This is a genomic window from Streptosporangium sp. NPDC006013, from assembly GCF_040614275.1.
Classification (GTDB): Bacteria; Actinomycetota; Actinomycetes; order Streptosporangiales; family Streptosporangiaceae; genus Streptosporangium.
The window spans coordinates 18219-33559 of sequence record NZ_JBEXUE010000050.1; the positions used below are offsets into that span (position 1 = coordinate 18219).

At 70.6% G+C, this 15341-nt stretch carries 15 protein-coding genes; 6 read left to right on the forward strand and 9 right to left on the reverse strand.

Going from position 1 to position 15341, the window contains the following annotated elements; all coding sequences use genetic code 11:
- The first annotated feature begins 105 nt into the window (after positions 1-105).
- Complete coding sequence (locus tag ABZ260_RS10890; protein ID WP_355615563.1) at positions 106-804, forward strand: helix-turn-helix domain-containing protein; 699 nt, start codon at positions 106-108, stop codon at positions 802-804.
- Positions 805-807: 3 nt separating this feature from the next.
- Here ABZ260_RS10890 and ABZ260_RS10895 read toward each other — a convergent pair whose 3' ends face one another.
- The 6 genes from ABZ260_RS10895 to ABZ260_RS10920 all read right to left on the reverse strand — a co-directional run bounded on the left by ABZ260_RS10895 (position 808) and on the right by ABZ260_RS10920 (position 6862).
- Positions 808-1416, reverse strand: a complete 609-nt coding sequence (locus tag ABZ260_RS10895) for an ATP/GTP-binding protein (RefSeq protein ID WP_350959506.1) — start codon at positions 1414-1416, stop codon at positions 808-810.
- Positions 1397-1723: a DUF742 domain-containing protein gene (locus tag ABZ260_RS10900; RefSeq protein ID WP_355550238.1), complete on the reverse strand. Its 327-nt coding sequence runs from the start codon at positions 1721-1723 to the stop codon at positions 1397-1399. Before ABZ260_RS10900 ends, ABZ260_RS10895 begins: the two co-directional genes overlap by 20 nt.
- A gap of 20 nt (positions 1724-1743) precedes the next feature.
- The gene (locus ABZ260_RS10905) at positions 1744-2169 is read right to left on the reverse strand and encodes a roadblock/LC7 domain-containing protein (protein WP_355615565.1); all 426 of its coding nucleotides are present in this window, start codon (positions 2167-2169) and stop codon (positions 1744-1746) included.
- Complete coding sequence (locus ABZ260_RS10910; protein WP_355615567.1) at positions 2150-4501, reverse strand: nitrate- and nitrite sensing domain-containing protein; 2352 nt, start codon at positions 4499-4501, stop codon at positions 2150-2152. Before ABZ260_RS10910 ends, ABZ260_RS10905 begins: the two co-directional genes overlap by 20 nt.
- Before the next feature lie 370 nt (positions 4502-4871).
- A complete protein-coding gene (locus ABZ260_RS10915) occupies positions 4872-5897 on the reverse strand; it encodes a YihY/virulence factor BrkB family protein (protein ID WP_355615569.1) in 1026 nt (341 codons plus the stop codon).
- Between the two features lie 152 nt (positions 5898-6049).
- On the reverse strand, positions 6050-6862 hold the full coding sequence (locus tag ABZ260_RS10920; RefSeq protein WP_355615571.1) for a class I SAM-dependent methyltransferase: 813 nt from the start codon (positions 6860-6862) through the stop codon (positions 6050-6052).
- A gap of 268 nt (positions 6863-7130) precedes the next feature.
- On the opposite strand from ABZ260_RS10920, the gene ABZ260_RS10925 reads away from it, so the two are divergent.
- Entirely contained in the window at positions 7131-8864 is a 1734-nt protein-coding gene (locus ABZ260_RS10925; protein ID WP_355615574.1) for a pyruvate dehydrogenase, read from the forward strand.
- Positions 8865-8945: 81 nt separating this feature from the next.
- Here ABZ260_RS10925 and ABZ260_RS10930 read toward each other — a convergent pair whose 3' ends face one another.
- Positions 8946-9449, reverse strand: a complete 504-nt coding sequence (locus tag ABZ260_RS10930; RefSeq protein WP_355615576.1) for a MarR family transcriptional regulator — start codon at positions 9447-9449, stop codon at positions 8946-8948.
- A 72-nt stretch (positions 9450-9521) separates the two neighbouring features.
- Between ABZ260_RS10930 and ABZ260_RS10935 the strand changes: the two genes are divergently transcribed.
- Genes ABZ260_RS10935 through ABZ260_RS10945 form a run of 3 tightly spaced genes read left to right on the forward strand, consistent with a single transcriptional unit; the run spans position 9522 to position 12811 of the window.
- On the forward strand, positions 9522-10751 hold the full coding sequence (locus tag ABZ260_RS10935) for a flavin-dependent oxidoreductase (RefSeq protein ID WP_355615578.1): 1230 nt from the start codon (positions 9522-9524) through the stop codon (positions 10749-10751).
- Entirely contained in the window at positions 10748-11197 is a 450-nt protein-coding gene (locus ABZ260_RS10940; RefSeq protein ID WP_355615580.1) for a DUF3237 domain-containing protein, read from the forward strand. The genes ABZ260_RS10935 and ABZ260_RS10940 overlap by 4 nt, the downstream gene beginning before the upstream one ends.
- Before the next feature lie 9 nt (positions 11198-11206).
- Positions 11207-12811, forward strand: a complete 1605-nt coding sequence (locus ABZ260_RS10945; RefSeq protein ID WP_355615582.1) for a CocE/NonD family hydrolase — start codon at positions 11207-11209, stop codon at positions 12809-12811.
- A gap of 266 nt (positions 12812-13077) precedes the next feature.
- On the opposite strand, the gene ABZ260_RS10950 is transcribed toward ABZ260_RS10945, so the two are convergent.
- Positions 13078-13557, reverse strand: a complete 480-nt coding sequence (locus tag ABZ260_RS10950; protein ID WP_355615584.1) for a hypothetical protein — start codon at positions 13555-13557, stop codon at positions 13078-13080.
- A gap of 13 nt (positions 13558-13570) precedes the next feature.
- Between ABZ260_RS10950 and ABZ260_RS10955 the strand changes: the two genes are divergently transcribed.
- The gene (locus ABZ260_RS10955) at positions 13571-13912 is read left to right on the forward strand and encodes a hypothetical protein (protein ID WP_355615586.1); all 342 of its coding nucleotides are present in this window, start codon (positions 13571-13573) and stop codon (positions 13910-13912) included.
- 25 nt (positions 13913-13937) lie between these two features.
- Here ABZ260_RS10955 and kynU read toward each other — a convergent pair whose 3' ends face one another.
- On the reverse strand, positions 13938-15170 hold the full coding sequence (gene kynU / locus ABZ260_RS10960) for a kynureninase (RefSeq protein WP_355615588.1): 1233 nt from the start codon (positions 15168-15170) through the stop codon (positions 13938-13940).
- Positions 15171-15341: the final 171 nt, after the last annotated feature.

A 15341-nucleotide genomic window follows, 5' to 3' on the forward strand; every position in this document is an offset into this window, starting at 1 on the left:
TATCCTTGCCGTGTGTCGCCGCTTTGAGGCGACTGCTTGATGATTTCAGACAGATGCATTATTACCTTAACGATCGACAGATCCACCGGCAAGGCAGGAGCGCGCATGCCCCCTAACCCGGAAGCGACCGGCAGGCGCCTGGTGGCGGCGGCCGAGCGGCTGTTCGCCGAGCGGGGAATCGACGGCGTGTCACTTCGCGAGATCAACAATGCCGCCGGGCAACGCAACTCGACGGCGCTCCAGTACCACTTCGGGGATCGGACGGGACTGCTGAACGCGGTGCTCGCCAAGCACCATCCCGAGATCGAGGCCCGCCGCCACCAGCTGCTCGACGAGTACGAGTCCAGGGGGAGCCTTCCGGAGGCCGAGGCCCGCCGCGCCCTCGCCGCCGCGCTGGTGCGGCCGATGGCCGCCAAGCTGGCCGACCCCGACGGCGGCCGGCCATATCTACGGATCATGGAGCAGCTCGTCCAGCGCGGCGACCTCCCCGCCCTGCGGAGCATGCAGGCCGATCCTCGGCAGAGCATCAACCGGTGGCGCGAGCTGGTGGCCCCGCTGCTCTCCGAGGTCGCGCTGCGCCGGCTGCACCAGCGTTTCATGGCCATCCGGGTGACCTACGTGGAGCTCGCCCGCCGCGCCGCGGGACCCGAGGGCAAGGACGACCGGCTCTTCACCAGCCACCTGATCGACGTCGTGTCGGCCGTGCTGGCCACCGAGGTCTCCGCAGAGACCGCTCGCCTGCTGGGAGAGCGCGACAGGCTGCGGGGCGCGGAGCGCCGTGAACCCCTCGAAGGCGAACGGTGACCGTCAGGCGCCCGCGTGAGCCGCCTGGAAGGCGCCTCCCGCCGAGTAGGTGACCAGCGTGGTCAGCACCTCCTTGACCGACTCGCGCCTGCGCACGTCACAGAGGATGATCGGGGCCACCCCGTCCAGCCCCAGCGCCCTCCGTATCTTGATCGGGTCGTGCCGCCGCGCGCCGTCGAAGCAGTTGACCGCCACCACGAACGGGAGCCCGCGCTGCTCGAAGTAGTCCACCGCGGGGAAGCAGTCCTGCAGACGACGGGTGTCGGCGAGCACGACCGCGCCGAGCGCGCCGACGGAGAGCTCGTCCCACATGAACCAGAACCTGTCCTGGCCCGGAGTGCCGAACAGGTAGAGCCAGAGCCCGTCACGGATGGTGATCCGGCCGAAGTCCAGCGCCACGGTCGTGGTGATCTTCGACTCAACGCCCGCGACGTCGTCCACGCCGACACCGCGCTCGCTCAGCAGTTCCTCGGTGTGCAGGGGCCTGATCTCGCTGATCGTACCGACCATGGTCGTCTTGCCGACCCCGAAACCGCCGGCGACAAGGATCTTGATGGCCATCGCCGGGCTGTCGACCGGGCTCATGCCCGGCTCAGAGGCCGCGTATTCCATGCAGCACTTCCCTGTAGATGCGTTCGTCGATCGTCTTCCCCATCGGCCGGGGCTTGTCGATGGTGACCAGGCCCTCGCGGCGCAGTTCGCTGAGGAGTACGCGGGTGATGTTGAGCGGCAGCTTGAGGTGCGCCGCCACGTCCGCCACGGGGGTGGGCCGGCGGCACGCCGACAGCACGTCGAGATGCTCGGGCATCAACCCGACCGGCTCGAAGGGGATGTCGACGGTCGTGACGATGGCCACCAGGTCGAAGCTCTCCCCGATCGGGCGCGCCCGACCGCCGGTCACCCCGAAGAGCCTGACCAAGGGCCCGGGATCCTCTCCCGTCACGATCTCGCACCGTTCCAGGCGGGCGCCGGGGCAACTCCCCTCGGCTGTGAGGACAGGTGCTCGCCGACGCGCTTGACCAACAGCGCCATCTCGTAGGTCACCATGCCGAGTTCGGCATCGCCCGCGGCCAGCACGGCCAACCGGGCTCCCTGCCCCGCCGCGGTGACGAACAGGAAGCCTCCCTCCATCTCGATGATGGTCTGCCGCACACCGCCGAGGCCGAAGTGCCGCCCGGTGCCCAGCGCGAGGCTGTGACTCCCGGCGGAGATGGCGGACAGGTGCTCGGCGTCCTCCCGGGTCAGCTCCCGGGAGCCGCCCATCGCCAGGCCGTCGGCGGACAGCACGATCGCGTGCCGGATACCGGGGACCCGCTGGGTCAGGTCGTCGAGCAGCCAGCTCAGTTCAGATCTGGGGTCGGGCATCGGAGTGGCCATCCTTTCGCTTCCACACGTCCTGGTCCTGCTCGGTCTGGCTGCGACCCTGCTGCCAGCCTCGTTGCATGGACGACATGAGGTTTGAGAGCTCCTCGGGAGTACGCGCGGGAACGTCGCGCCGCTCCGGTGAGCGCGTCTGACGGAGCTGGGGGGCCAGGCTGGCCTGCCGCACCCGCACCGGCAACCCGTCCAGGTCCTCGTCGATGTCCGGTACGGACACCGCCCGCCGCACGGGCATCGAGGGGACCGGGGTCTCCTGCCGCTGCTGTGGCGCGGGGAACCAACCCGGCGAGGGCTCGGGAGTGCGCGCCACCGGCAGGTCCTGCGAACTGTAGAACGCCCCGGGCAGCACCTCAGGGGCCGCGGCCAGCGCCCGCACCGGCCCGCCCGGATGGGAGCCCACCCGGCGTACCCGGGGGACGTCCTCGGCGGTCAGTGCCTCGCAGGTGGCGAGGAGACTCTGCGGCAGCAGCACGATCGCGGTGGTGCCGTCGTACGGCGAGGGCCGCAGCACGACCTTGATCCCGTGCCGGGCCGCGAGCCTGGCGACGACGAACAGGCCGAGCCTGTCGCTGTCGGCCAGGTCGAACTCCGGCGGGTCGGCGAGCTTGGCGTTGAGCTCGTCGAGGGTGGCCTGGTTCAGCCCCAGCCCCCGGTCCTCGACCTCCAGCGCGAAGCCGTTGGCCGCCACCATGCTCCGTACGTGGACCACCGTGTTCGGCGGCGAGAAGACCGCGGCGTTCTCCACCAGTTCGGCGATCAGGTGGATCACGTCGGTGACCGCAGCGCCCACCAGCAGCGGCGCCTGCGGCATGGGCAGGACCGTGACGCGGGTGTAGTCCTCGACCTCGAGCACGGCGCTGCGCACCACGTCGAAGATCGGCACCGGGTCGCGCCATCTGCGGGCGGGGGCCGCCTCGGACAGGATGATCAGGTTCTCCGCGTGCCGCCGCATGCGGGTGGTCAGGTGGTCGAGCTTGAAGAGATCCTCCAGGGTCTCCGGCTCCTCGACGCGGCGCTCCATCGTGTCCAGGAGCGTGAGCTGGCGGTGGAGCAGCGCCTGGTTGCGCCAGGCGAGGTTCAGGAAGACCTGGCTGACGCCCTTGCGGAGGGTGGCCTGGCCGACCGCGGCCTCCACCGCGGTGCGCTGCACCGCGGAGAACGCGTGCACGACCCGGTCGACCTCGGCGGTGTTGGCGCGATCCAATTCGGGAGCCTCGGTCGCCGGGTCCACGTCCTCACCCCTGCGCAGCCGCTCGACCAGTCGCGGCAGCCGCTCTTCCGCCAGTTCCACGGCCGAGGCCTGGAGTCGCTTCAGCTCATCGACCAGGGAGCGGCCGAACCGGTAGGAGAACACGATCGAGACGATGATCGCGAGCAGGCCCAGGCCCAGGACCAGCCCGATGCGCAGGAACGCCGAACTCCTGAGCTCGTTGCCCTTGATCGTGGCGCGGGCCAGCTCCTCCTGGGTGTGCTGGTTGACCGTGCTCAGCACCGTCCCGGAGTCCCGCTTCCACTCGGCGGCGTCCAGCGGCGGCTTCCCCTTGAGGTCCCACGCGAAGATCTTGTTCTCGGCGGCCAGCAGCCGCTGGTGGACGGCGTCCCCGGCGACCTGCCGGTAGCGCGCCTGCAGTTCGGGACTCATGTCCAGCTCCGCGTTGGCCAGGAAGTGCCTCCGGCTGGTCACCGCCGCGACGAAGGCCGCCTGCTCGGCGTGTGTCATCGTGCCGTGCTTCAGCACCGGGGCGAGTACGGCCTGCTCCCTGCCCAGGTACTCGGCGGCGGTGCTGTAGGCGGTCATGCCGCGGATGACGCGGAAGGACGACACGTCGGCAAGCACCGTCGAGTCGCCGAACTGCTTGTTGGCGGCGCTGATGAAGGCGTTGTAGGCGTCGGTCACCTGGATCGCGCTCATCGAGCCGTTGTCGGCGGAGGCGCGCACCAGAACGAGCCCGTCCATGGCCGACTTCAGGATCCGCATGTCGGTCGGAGCGTTCTCCGGCTCGTAGCCCTCGGCGGACGAGATCGCCTGGCGTACCCGATCCACCGTGCTGTTGGTGGCTCGCCGCTGTTCGGAGAGCGGCTTGTTCTGTGCGGTGGCCCCGGCCGCGTCGGCGGAGAGCCGGCGCTCGCGCTGGATCTCGACGATCATCTCCTGGATCGGCACCCCGGTCACCTGCCAGCGGGTCTGTGTCTGGGAGATGCCGGCGATCTGTGAGACCGCCGTGTAGGCGATGACCACCCAGAGGGCGATCAGCGAGAGCACAGGAATGACGAGGATCTTAAGAATCTTCGAGCGGATCGGAGGGGCGGATCTCATTCGTCTTGTCCAATCCGCGGTTCCTGCGCGTGGCCGACAGCCGCCGGGCCCGGAGAGCCCCGCGGTCGCACGCCGCGACTGGTGCGTATGTGATTCGAAACACTATGCCCATGGGACATATGTAGCTTCAAGCCGCAGAGCGAAGATTGAATCTCAATGTTCGCGACAGGTCACGAGACTGCTCACCTGCGAGGGCCGGGGCTCCAGACGATCATGCAGCTCAGCGTGGGTGCGGGCGCGCGAAACCGGCGTCTCCGCCGCCACGGATCGAGAGCATTCCGTTACCGCCCGCCGACGCCCGAGCACCCGGTGGCAGGGCATCGGCCCTGACGCCCGGTCACCGAGCGTGACGTCGGTGAACACCCGAAAATCAGACGGCCGGATCCCGCGTGCCGAGGTGCCCGGCGCCTTGCGGGCCGTCGTGGGGAGTGGCCGGAGCCGGCTCCGGGGAACCATCCGCCCGGCCCCGCGGGGCGTCCGGCGAGAAGCCCTCACGCGCCGCCTCGGAGCGGGCGCGGCGGGCGGCCAGGTCGACCACGGTGCCCGTGGTGCCGGTGGCGGTGAGCGCCGCCGCGAAGAGGATCAGCTGGTTGAGGATCTTGAGGAAGACCAGCATCCCGACGGCTCCGGCGACCACCTGGTAGGCGGGGTTGCCCACTGTCAGCTCCAGATAGAACTGCCCCAGGGACTTGAGGGCCTCCAGGCCGGCGGTGATGAGCAGCGCGGGCCCGAGGACCCGGCTCGGCGGCAGTCTCAGCCGAGGCGGGCCGCAGAGCAGGGCGACCGCCAGCAGGGTGTTGACGGCCAGGCCGAGCACGAACGCGGCGGCCGACAGCAGCCATCGCGACAGCGTGTCGTCGACGCCCACCGTGTGCAGGAACATCCAGTTCAGCACCGTCTCCGCGACGAAGGCCACCGCGAGCGAGGCCGACAGCAGCAACCCGAGGCCCGCCATCACTCCCAGGTCGATGATCTGGCGCACCACGAGGCGGCCCGGATACTCCTCGATCCGCCAGGTGGCCCTGATCGCCGAGCGCAGCGCGTCCATCCAGAACAGGCCGGTGATGGGCAGGCCGACGAAGGCGATCGCGCCGGCCGTGCTCCTGGCGTCCTGCAGCGCCTGCACGTCCAGCCGGGGGAAGTTCTCCGAGAGGTAGCCCTGCACCGTGCGCACCACCTCCGGGTCGTCGAGGACCTGGCCGATGATGGCGAACCCGAGCAGCCCCAGCGCGAACACGGCGAAGAACGAGTAGTAGGTGAGCGCCGCCGACAGCCGTCCGGCGTCCACCTCGTCGTAGCGCACCCCTGCGCGCACCAGGTGATCCAGCCAGCCATGGCGGTGGCGGGCACGCTTCCACGCCTCGGAGATCCGCGCGGTGCAGCCCGTGACCGTCATGCCACGGCCTCTACCCCCGGCCCGCCCACCTAGCCCCCTCCCGATCATGTCATCTCCGGGCCCACCTCCCGGATCCTCCTTTCCGGGAGCCGGTCTCGTCCTGCCGGGCCGAGAGCGGTTCTCCGGCTCGGCAGGACGCGCCCGTCTCGCCCTCAGCCGTCGCAGGCCCTGCGGGCGAGGATCGAGTGGATCTCGAAGGAGGGCGCGCTGAACCCCGGGGCCGACATGACCTCGCGGACCTCCCGGAGTTGCCGTGCGGTCATCCCCGCCTCCACCAGGCGCTCCTCCAGGTGGTGACTGTTGCTGATCAGGAGACCGAGCCCGGCGGAGCCGCGCTCCCACACCTCGGTCCAGCGCACCGGGTCGACATCGACCAGGCCCGCCCCGGCCATCTCCCGCGCGGCGGAACCGCCCCAGGTCGGATCGCTGCCCGCGGCGCCCAGCACCCGGGTCATCGCGGCGATGTAGGCCCCGTACAGCTCTCCCTCCCGCCCGCCGGGGGTGGGCGGCGCCACCCAGCGGGTGATGTCGATCTCGTCGATCTGCAGCCAGCCGCCGGGCCGCAGCGCGGCGCGCAGGCGCCGCAGCACCTGGCGGCGCTGGGGCAGGTGGCTGAGCACGAGCCGGGCGTGGATCAGGTCGAACGCGTCCACCGGCAGCGGGTCGGCGACGACGTCGTGGCGGACGACGGTCAGCCCCGGCCTGGACGGGATCAGACCGGGTTTGATGTCGGTCGCCAGCACGCGCCCGTCGGGCGCCACCCGCTCGGCCAGCCAGAGCGCCACGCTGCCCCCGCCGGCCCCGACCTCCAGGCAGTTCCAGCCGGCTCCGACGCCGGTCAGGGCGAGGCGCTCGAAGGTCAGCGGGTCAAGGAGCTGGGCGAGGTAGCGGTGCTGGTCGGACGAGTGATCCCCGTCGTTGTCGAACACGTAGTCAGACGCGGTCGCGGAGTTCTGCCCGGTCATGTAGAACCTTCCGAAAGTGGGTGACCTCCGTCGCATGGTAAGCGGCGCACCACGGAAAGTGACAGGCTTTCGGCGGGACGTACCCCCTCTCCCTGAAGAACGTATCCCCCAGGCCACATCATGTCCGAACATGAGCCTTTTGCTCGGTAAGCAAACAGCGGTCCCGCCGCCGAGCGACACACCGTGCGGCCGGTCGAACGCCTCCCCGGGGAGTGACGCGGCGAAATGCGGTGAGGTACACCGGTGACGCCATACACGAGGGGGCACCATGGCGACCGTCGCCGAGCAGTTCATCGAGGTTCTCCGCCAGGCCGGGGTGGAAAGGATCTACGGGGTGGTGGGCGACAGCCTGAACCCGGTGGTCGACGCGGTCAGGAAGTCCGGCCACATCGAGTGGGTCCACGTACGCAACGAGGAGGCGGGGGCGTTCGCGGCCGCGGCCGAGGCGCAGGTCACCGGGCGCCTGGCGGCCTGCGCGGGCAGTTGCGGCCCCGGCAACACCCACCTGATCCAGGGGCTCTACGACGCCCACCGCAGCGGCGCCCCCGTGCTCGCGCTGGCCTCGCACATCCCCTCCACTCAGATCGGCACCGGCTTCTTCCAGGAGACCCATCCGGGGCGTCTCTTCGTGGAGTGCAGCCACTTCTGCGACATGGTCGGCACGCCCGAGCAGATGCCCCGGGTGCTGCGCATCGCGGTACAGCAGGCGATCGGCCTCGGCGGCGTCTCGGTGGTGGTGCTCCCCGGTGACGTGGCGAGCATGTCCACCGCCCGCGCCACCGGTGAACACGACTTCCTGACCCGGACCGGCACGGTCGTGCCGCCCGCCGACCAGGTGGCCGAGCTGGCCGAGGCGCTGAACCGCGCCGAGAAGGTGATGCTGTTCTGCGGCGCCGGGACGCGCCACGCCCGCGAGGAGGTCATGGGGCTGGCCGGGCGCACCCTGGCACCGGTCGGGCACGCGCTGCGCGGCAAGGAATGGATCCAGTACGACAACCCCTACGACGTGGGGATGAGCGGGCTGCTCGGCTACGGCGCCTGCTACGACGCGATGCGCGAGGCGGACCTGGTGGTGCTGGCGGGGACCGACTTCCCCTACGACGACTTCCTGCCGGGGGCGCGCACGGTCCAGATCGACCACGACCCGGCACGGCTGGGCCGCAGGACCCCGCTGGAGCTGGCCGTACACGGCGATGTCGGCGCGACGATCCGCGCGGTGCTGCCGCACGTCACGCAGAAGACGGACCGCCGCCAGCTCGACAGGATGCTGGCCAGGCATCTGAAGGCGCTGGAGAACGTGGTGGAGGCGTACACGCACGACATCGAGCATCACCGCCCGATCCACCCCGAGTACGTCGCGAACCTGATGGACGAGCTCGCCGACGACGACGCGGTGTTCACGGTGGACACCGGGATGTGCAACGTCTGGGCCGCCCGCTATCTCAGTCCCAACGGCCGCCGCCGCATCATCGGCTCGTTCGTGCACGGGAGCATGGCCAACGCGCTCCCGCACGCCGTCGGCGCCCAGTTCACCGACCGCCGGCGGCAGGTCGTCTCGCTGTCCGGGGACGGCGGGCTCGGCATGCTCCTCGGGGAGCTGCTCACGGTCCGGCTGCACGACCTGCCGGTGAAGACGGTGGTGTTCAACAACTCCTCGCTCGGCATGGTGAAGCTGGAGATGATGGTGGACGGGTTGCCCGACTTCGGCACCGACCACGCTCCCGTCGACTACGCGGCGATCGCCGCCGCGGCCGGCATCGAATCGTTGCGGGTGGAGGACCCCGCGGACGTACGGGAGGCCCTGGCCCGCGCCTTCGCGACCCCCGGGCCCTTCCTGCTGGACGTGGTCACCGACCCCGACGTGCTGGCCATGCCACCGCGCATCACCCCCGAGCAGGTGAAGGGGTTCGCCCTGGCCGCGGGCAAGATCGTGCTCACCGGCGGGGTCGGGCGCATGATCGACATGGCGAAGGCGAATCTGCGGAGCATCCCGCGCCCCTGAGCCGGACGGCGTCCGCCCGGTGGACCGAGCGGCCTCTGGCGCCCGGGCCGGCCCGTGTCGACTCTGCTCAGCCGGCTCCGATCAGGGGGCGTCCCCCGGCCGGGCGGCGAGGACCCGGCCGAGAAGGTCCGTGAGGTTCTCGCGCTCATCGGCCCGCAGACAGGAGAACCACTCCTGCTCCCTGCTCGTCTGCTCGGCGAAGATCTCACGGACCGCCGCCTCGCCCGCCGGGGTGAGGCCGACCACCACGGCCCGCCTGTCCTCGGGGAGCGGGCGGCGCTCGACCAGGCCGTCCCGCTCAAGGGTGTTGACCGCGTTGGTCACCGCGGAGCGGGACGTGGCGGAGATCTCCGCGAGCCTGGCGGGCTGGGTGGGGCCGAGCAGCCAGAGTTTGAACATCAGGCGGAAGCCGGGAAGGGTCCAGCCTCGCGGGCGGTGGATGCGCGTCTCCAGGTCCGTGACGAGCAGGTAGGCCAGCTGGAGCAGGTTGTAGGCCAGCGCGAAGGCCTCGGCGTCGGCCGGGGGCGGCATGGCCGCCAGGCGCTCACGCGCGTAGGCGGCGTAGCGGAGGTCTGCTCTGTCCATCGGCCAAGTCTTGCGCAACGAGAGGTCCGTCGTGAATATTGTTACGGCCATAACAATCTACCGGAGGCGCCTGTGCGGGTGGTCATCGCCGGAGGCGGCATCGGCGGGCTGGCGACAGCGCTCAGCCTGCACGCCGCCGGCTTCGAGGACGTGGTCGTGTGCGAGGCCGCCGGGGAGATCCGCCCGCTGGGCGTGGGCATCAACCTGCTGCCGCACGCCGTGCGCGAGCTCACCGAGCTCGGCCTCGCGGAGCGGCTGGCCGAGATCGGGGTGGCCACCGGGGAGCTGGCCTACTTCAACCGGTACGGCACGCCGATCTGGTCGGAGCCCAGGGGCCTGGGCGCGGGATACGGCTGGCCGCAGTACTCGATCCACCGCGGACGCCTGCAGATGCTCCTGCTGGAGGCCGTGATCGAGCGCCTCGGCGCGCAGGCCGTGCGGACCGGCAGCCGCGTCGTCTCCACCGGCCCGCGCCCCGGGTCCGGCGCGGACGGCCTGCGGATCGGGACGGGCGACCTGCGGATCGAGGCGGACGACCTGCTGGTCGGAGCGGACGGCATCCACTCGGCGGTCCGGGCGCACCTGTTCCCCGGCGAGGGAGCACCGCCCTGGAACGGGCTGGTCCTGTGGCGCGGCACGACCTACGGCGAGCCGTTCCTGACCGGGCGATCCATGATCATGGCCGGGGACGGCACGCGGAAGTTCGTGGCCTATCCGATCGAGACGGGCGAGCGGACACTGATCAACTGGATCGCCGAACGCCCGCTGGACGGCGAGGCCCCGGCCCGGGGCGACTGGAACCGCCCGGCGGATCCTCAGCGGATCGTCGAGCACTTCGCGGACTGGCGGTTCGACTGGCTGGACGTGCCCGGGATCATCTCCGGTGCCGAGGCGGCGTACGAGTACCCGATGGTCGACCGCGACCCGCTGCCGTACTGGACCTCGGGCAACGTGACCCTGCTGGGCGACGCCGCCCACGCCATGTACCCGATCGGCTCCAACGGCGCCTCCCAGGCGATCATCGATGCCCGGGTGCTCGCCCACTCCCTCGCGCACGGCGACCTCGCCGCCTACGAGGCGGCCCGCCGCCCGGTGACCACCGCGCTGCAGCTGTCCAACCGGCAGATGGGCCCCGAGGTGGTGATGAGGCTCGCCCACGAGCGTGCCCCGGACGGCTTCGACGACATCGAGCGGGTCGTCCCCCTCGCCGAGCGGACCGAGATCGCCGCGTCGTACAAGCGCACGGCGGGCTTCGACCCGGTGTCGCTGAACGAGCGCCCGTCCTGGAGCGTGACGCGGTGAACCTCGAACCGCTCGCCGTGTTTCACGTGGAACTCGACCCGATCCTCGACCTCGGCGACTCCCAGTGGGGCAGGCGCCGGGTGATCAACATCGTGGGCGGGTCGTTCGAGGGGCCGCGCCTCTCCGGGACCGTGCTGCCCGGCGGCGCCGACTGGCAGGTCCTGCACGCCGACGGCATGGCCAGCATCGACACCCGCTACACGCTGCGCACCCACGACGGCGCGCACCTGTTCATCTCCACCAGCGGGGTGCGGCACGGCCCTCCCCCCGTCCTGGAGCGCCTGTCTCGGAGTGAGCCCGTCCACCCTGGCGAGTACTACTTCCGGCTGTTCTGCCGCTTCGAGACCGGCGACGAACGTTACCTGTGGCTCAACCGCACCCTGGCCGTGGCCTCGGCGTCCCGCACCGCCGATGCCGTCCGCTACGACGCCTACACCCTGACCTGAGGAGCCCCCATGGCGAAACTCGACCGCGCAGCGCTCCCCCTCGCCGCCGAGCACGACACCCCCGTCCCCATGCGCGACGGCACGATCCTGCGCGGCGACGTCTACCGCCCCGCCTCCGGCGGGCCGTTCCCGACCATGCTGGTCCGCTCCCCGTACGGCGAGGGCTCGTTCCGGATGACACCGACGATCCCCGCGCTGGAGGCCGGGTTCGCGGTGGTGCTCCAGCACTGCCGGGGGCGCGGCAGCAGTGACGGCACGTTCCGGCCCTGGCTGGACGAGGGGACGGACGGCTACGACACCATCGAGTGGATCACCGCCCAGCCGTGGTCGAACGGCGAGGTCGTGGCGTCCGGGATGTCGTACCTCGCCGGATGCGCGCTCCAGGCCGCGGCGATGCGCCCGCCGGGACTGAAGGCCGTGGTCGCGTCCATGACGCCGCACGACTTCTACGACGGGCTGAAGTACCACGGCGGGGCGTTCGCCCTGGGTTCGTCGCTGAACTGGGGATCGATGCAGTCGATGCTCGACCTGATGCGCAGGATGGCGGCGGGCGAGGACGTGGGGGCCGGGTTCGGCGCGCTGCGGCCCGTCATCGGCGATCCCGCGCGGGCCGCGCGGACACTCCCGCTCCGCGACATACCGGCCATCCCGTGGTGGCAGGAGTGGACCTCGCACCCGAGGCGGGACGCCTACTGGGAGGGCCTGGCCGAGACGCTGCGGCACGACCGGATCGAGGTGCCGGTCATGCACACGGCCGGCTGGTTCGACCTGTTCCTCGCCGGCACCCTGGAGAACCACCGCCGCCTGGGTGGTCCGCTGATCATCGGGCCCTGGTCACACGGTCCCGGCGCGGCGGGCACCGGTGCCCTCGACTTCGGCTTCACCGCCTCGGCGGCGGCGGCCCGGCTGGAGAGCCGGCAACTGGAGTTCCTGCGCGGCGCGGACCAGGGTCCGGCCGTGCGAATCTTCGTGATGGGTGACGACGTGTGGCGGGACGAGGAGGCCTGGCCGCTGGCCCGCGCCGTCGACACCCGCTACCACCTGCGCTCCGACGGCAGCCTGTCGACCGACGCCCCCGCGAGGACCGCCCCCGCCACGTTCGTGTTCGATCCCCGTGATCCGGTTCCCACCGTGGGAGGCCCGCTACTGCTCGCCGACGCCACCAATGTCGGCCCGCAGGACCAGCGCGAGGTGGAGCTCCGGCACGACGTGCTCTGCTTCACCACCGACGTCCTCGAATCGGACATCGAGGTGACCGGCCCGCTCCAGGTCACGCTGCGGGCGGCGACCTCGGCGGTCAGCACCGACTGGACGGCCAAGCTGGTCGACGTCCACCCCGACGGCCGCGCGATGAGCGTGATCGACGGCATCCTCAGGGCCCGCACCGAGCCGGACAGCCCCGCCGAGTTCGTGATCAGCCTGGTGGCCACCAGCCAGGTCTTCAAAGCCGGGCACCGCATCCGCGTGGAGATCTCCAGCTCCAACTTCCCGCGGTTCGACCTCAACCCCGGCAACGGCCGCACCTCCGCGGAATCGGCGCTGGACGAGTTCGTCGTCCAGCACCAGACCGTCTTCCCCGACTCCTTCATCACCTTGCCGATCGTTCCCCGCTGAGGCCCGTCACGAAGGCGCCGGGAAACGGCGGCGCGGAAAACAGGGCGGCACTCGGTCGGGCGGCATGGACGCCTTTTCACCCGCTCTTTCCCTGTTCGGTGGGGTGGGGGTCGGCGTGGCACCGCGTGGTGGCGAATCCCGGCTGTAAGCATCGTCACTGTCGCGCTGAGTGGTTCCATATAACGGCAGAGGCCACATTCCGACCAGCGGATCGATCGTGGATCGCGTGTGGAAGGGAGTGAGGTCTCCATGTCCACCCCCGAACCTCAAAGAAACCCGATGGTTCCACGCAACCGGCACAAGGGACATCGGTCAATGAAGGGGACGGCCGTATTGTCCTTGGCCGGTTCCCTCTCCGTGGCCCTCGCCGTCACCGTTTCCACACCCGCGGCCGCGTCCGCGTCCAACGTCCCACCACCCGCCCCGACCTCGACCAGCACCCCGCCCGCCGCCTCGGCCGGCACCTCGACCGGCACCTCGACCGGCGCTGAGCCCTCTTCGATCACCACCTCGTCCGCGCTCGTCGAGCCACCGCCCAACCCGACCTCACCCATCGCCTCGGTCAGCACCGAGCCCCTCACCACCACCGGTTCCGGCGACTCCCGCCCTTCGCTCGCGGAACAGGCACGCAGGAAGTGCAGGCCGAGGTCCTTCTTCAGATTCCATTCCTTCAGGCCGAAGAACTTCTTCATTCCCCGTACCCGGTTCATCGACGGTCCCGGCGGCACAATGGCGGCGTCGGTCACCCGGCAACACCGCGTGTACGCCGAGATGGAAATAGAAAGAGAAAAGGTCGGTGAGATCGAAACGGGTAAACTAATCCGCCAGCTGCGAAACAATGTGAACCCGCTGCTCGCGGACGAGCACATCATCGAGACCGGACACGAATACACGCGGGAAATCAGCGACGGCATGTACGGAAACCTGTGGTACCGCGTATTCGGATACCGGGTGAGTTTCACGGCGTGGCGCCGGGTCTACAACTGCCACGTACGCAAGGTCACCGCCGGCATGGCCAACATCCCCGCGCGGGTGGAGGGCTGGAGATACTGGGAGACCAGGCGCCCGATGTTCAGGGGACGCAAGCCGGGCGACCGCTGAGCATCCCCCGCCGAGGGGTGGATGCTCAGGTGACGGCGAGACGCCGGCTGTAGCGGTCGTCGCGCCAGCTCTCCTTCTCCAGCACCTCGGCCAGGGTCACGGCCGCGTCGTAGACGTCCACGAAACGGATGTAGAGCGGCGCGAAGCCGAACCTGAGGACGTCGGGGGCGCGGAAGTCACCATGGACGCCGCGGTCGATCAGGGCACGCATGACCGGATAGCCGTCCGGGTGGCTGAAGCTGACCTGACTGCCCCGCCGCTCCGGGTCCCTGGGCGAGAGGAGCCCCAGCCCGTACGGCGCGCAGAACTCCTCGACGAGCTCGATGAAGAGCGAGGTCAGTGCCACGCTCTTGGCCCGCACGGCGGCCAGGTCGACGCGCTCCCAGATGTCGAGCGAGGCGTTGAGCGGGGCGTAGGACACCACGTGCGGGGTGCTCACGGTGAAGCGCCGGATGCCGTCGGCGGGACGGAAGTCCGGCTCGAACGCGAACGGCTCCGCGTGACCGTGCCAGCCGGTCAGCATGTGCCGCCCCGCTGCCTGGTGGTCCGGGTGGACGTAGACGAAGGCCGGGGATCCCGGACCGCCGTTCAGGTACTTGTAGGTGCAGCCGACCGCGAAGTCGGCCGCCGAGACGTCCACCTGGTACGCGCCGGCGCTGTGGCACAGGTCCCAGATCATCAGCGCGCCCGCCGCCTGGACCAGCGCGGTGACCGCCGCCGTGTCGTGACGGGCACCGGTCCGGTAGTCCACCTCCGACAGCAGCACGCACGCGACGTCCTCGGAGAGAGCGCCGGAAAGGTCGTCAAGGCCGGTGATGTCGCGGATCTCGTAGCCGCCCAGCGCCTCCGCCAGCCCCTGGACCACGTAACGGTCGGTGGGGAAGTTGGCCAGGTCCGAGACGACGACCCGGCGCTCCGGCCGCAGGCCCAGAGCGGCGGACACGGCCTTGACGATGGCGATCGAGGTGCTCTCGCCCACCGCCACCTGGCCGGGGCCCGCGCCGATCAGCGGAGCGATCCTGTCACCGGTGGTCAGCGGCAGGTCGTACCAGCCGGAGACGTTCCAGGCACCGACCAGCCGGCCGCCCCACTCCTGCTCCACGGTCCGGGTGACCGCGGCCGCGGCGGCCTTCGGCGGGGCGCCGAGCGAGTTGCCGACCAGGTAGATCGTCCCGTCGGGCAGGACGAACTCGTCCCTGATCCGCTTGAGGGGATCGGCGGCGTCGAGCGCGACGCACTCCGCACGGCTGATGGCCACAAGTCATCTCCGGGGTAGGTGCTGGCAACCCTTCCATCATGCCGTCACAGCGGATCAGGTGGCACCCCGGGCACGGCGCCCATCAGCAGCACGATGAGGACGAGCAGGCCGAGCGTCGGCAGGGCGCGGGCCGCGTTGGCGATGGAGACCACCAGCAGGGCGCCCCGGCCG

What these genes read in the sequence shown, in the direction of transcription:
- ABZ260_RS10895 (WP_350959506.1), bottom strand. Translation starts at nt 1,416, where the DNA reads ATGGAATACGCGGCCTCTGAGCCGGGCATGAGCCCGGTCGACAGCCCG.
- ABZ260_RS10930 (WP_355615576.1), bottom strand. Translation starts at nt 9,449, where the DNA reads ATGGACAGAGCAGACCTCCGCTACGCCGCCTACGCGCGTGAGCGCCTG.
- ABZ260_RS10905 (WP_355615565.1), bottom strand. Translation starts at nt 2,169, where the DNA reads ATGCCCGACCCCAGATCTGAACTGAGCTGGCTGCTCGACGACCTGACC.
- ABZ260_RS10925 (WP_355615574.1), top strand. Translation starts at nt 7,131, where the DNA reads ATGGCGACCGTCGCCGAGCAGTTCATCGAGGTTCTCCGCCAGGCCGGG.
- ABZ260_RS10920 (WP_355615571.1), bottom strand. Translation starts at nt 6,862, where the DNA reads ATGACCGGGCAGAACTCCGCGACCGCGTCTGACTACGTGTTCGACAAC.
- ABZ260_RS10910 (WP_355615567.1), bottom strand. Translation starts at nt 4,501, where the DNA reads ATGAGATCCGCCCCTCCGATCCGCTCGAAGATTCTTAAGATCCTCGTC.
- ABZ260_RS10945 (WP_355615582.1), top strand. Translation starts at nt 11,207, where the DNA reads ATGGCGAAACTCGACCGCGCAGCGCTCCCCCTCGCCGCCGAGCACGAC.
- ABZ260_RS10915 (WP_355615569.1), bottom strand. Translation starts at nt 5,897, where the DNA reads ATGACGGTCACGGGCTGCACCGCGCGGATCTCCGAGGCGTGGAAGCGT.
- ABZ260_RS10890 (WP_355615563.1), top strand. Translation starts at nt 106, where the DNA reads ATGCCCCCTAACCCGGAAGCGACCGGCAGGCGCCTGGTGGCGGCGGCC.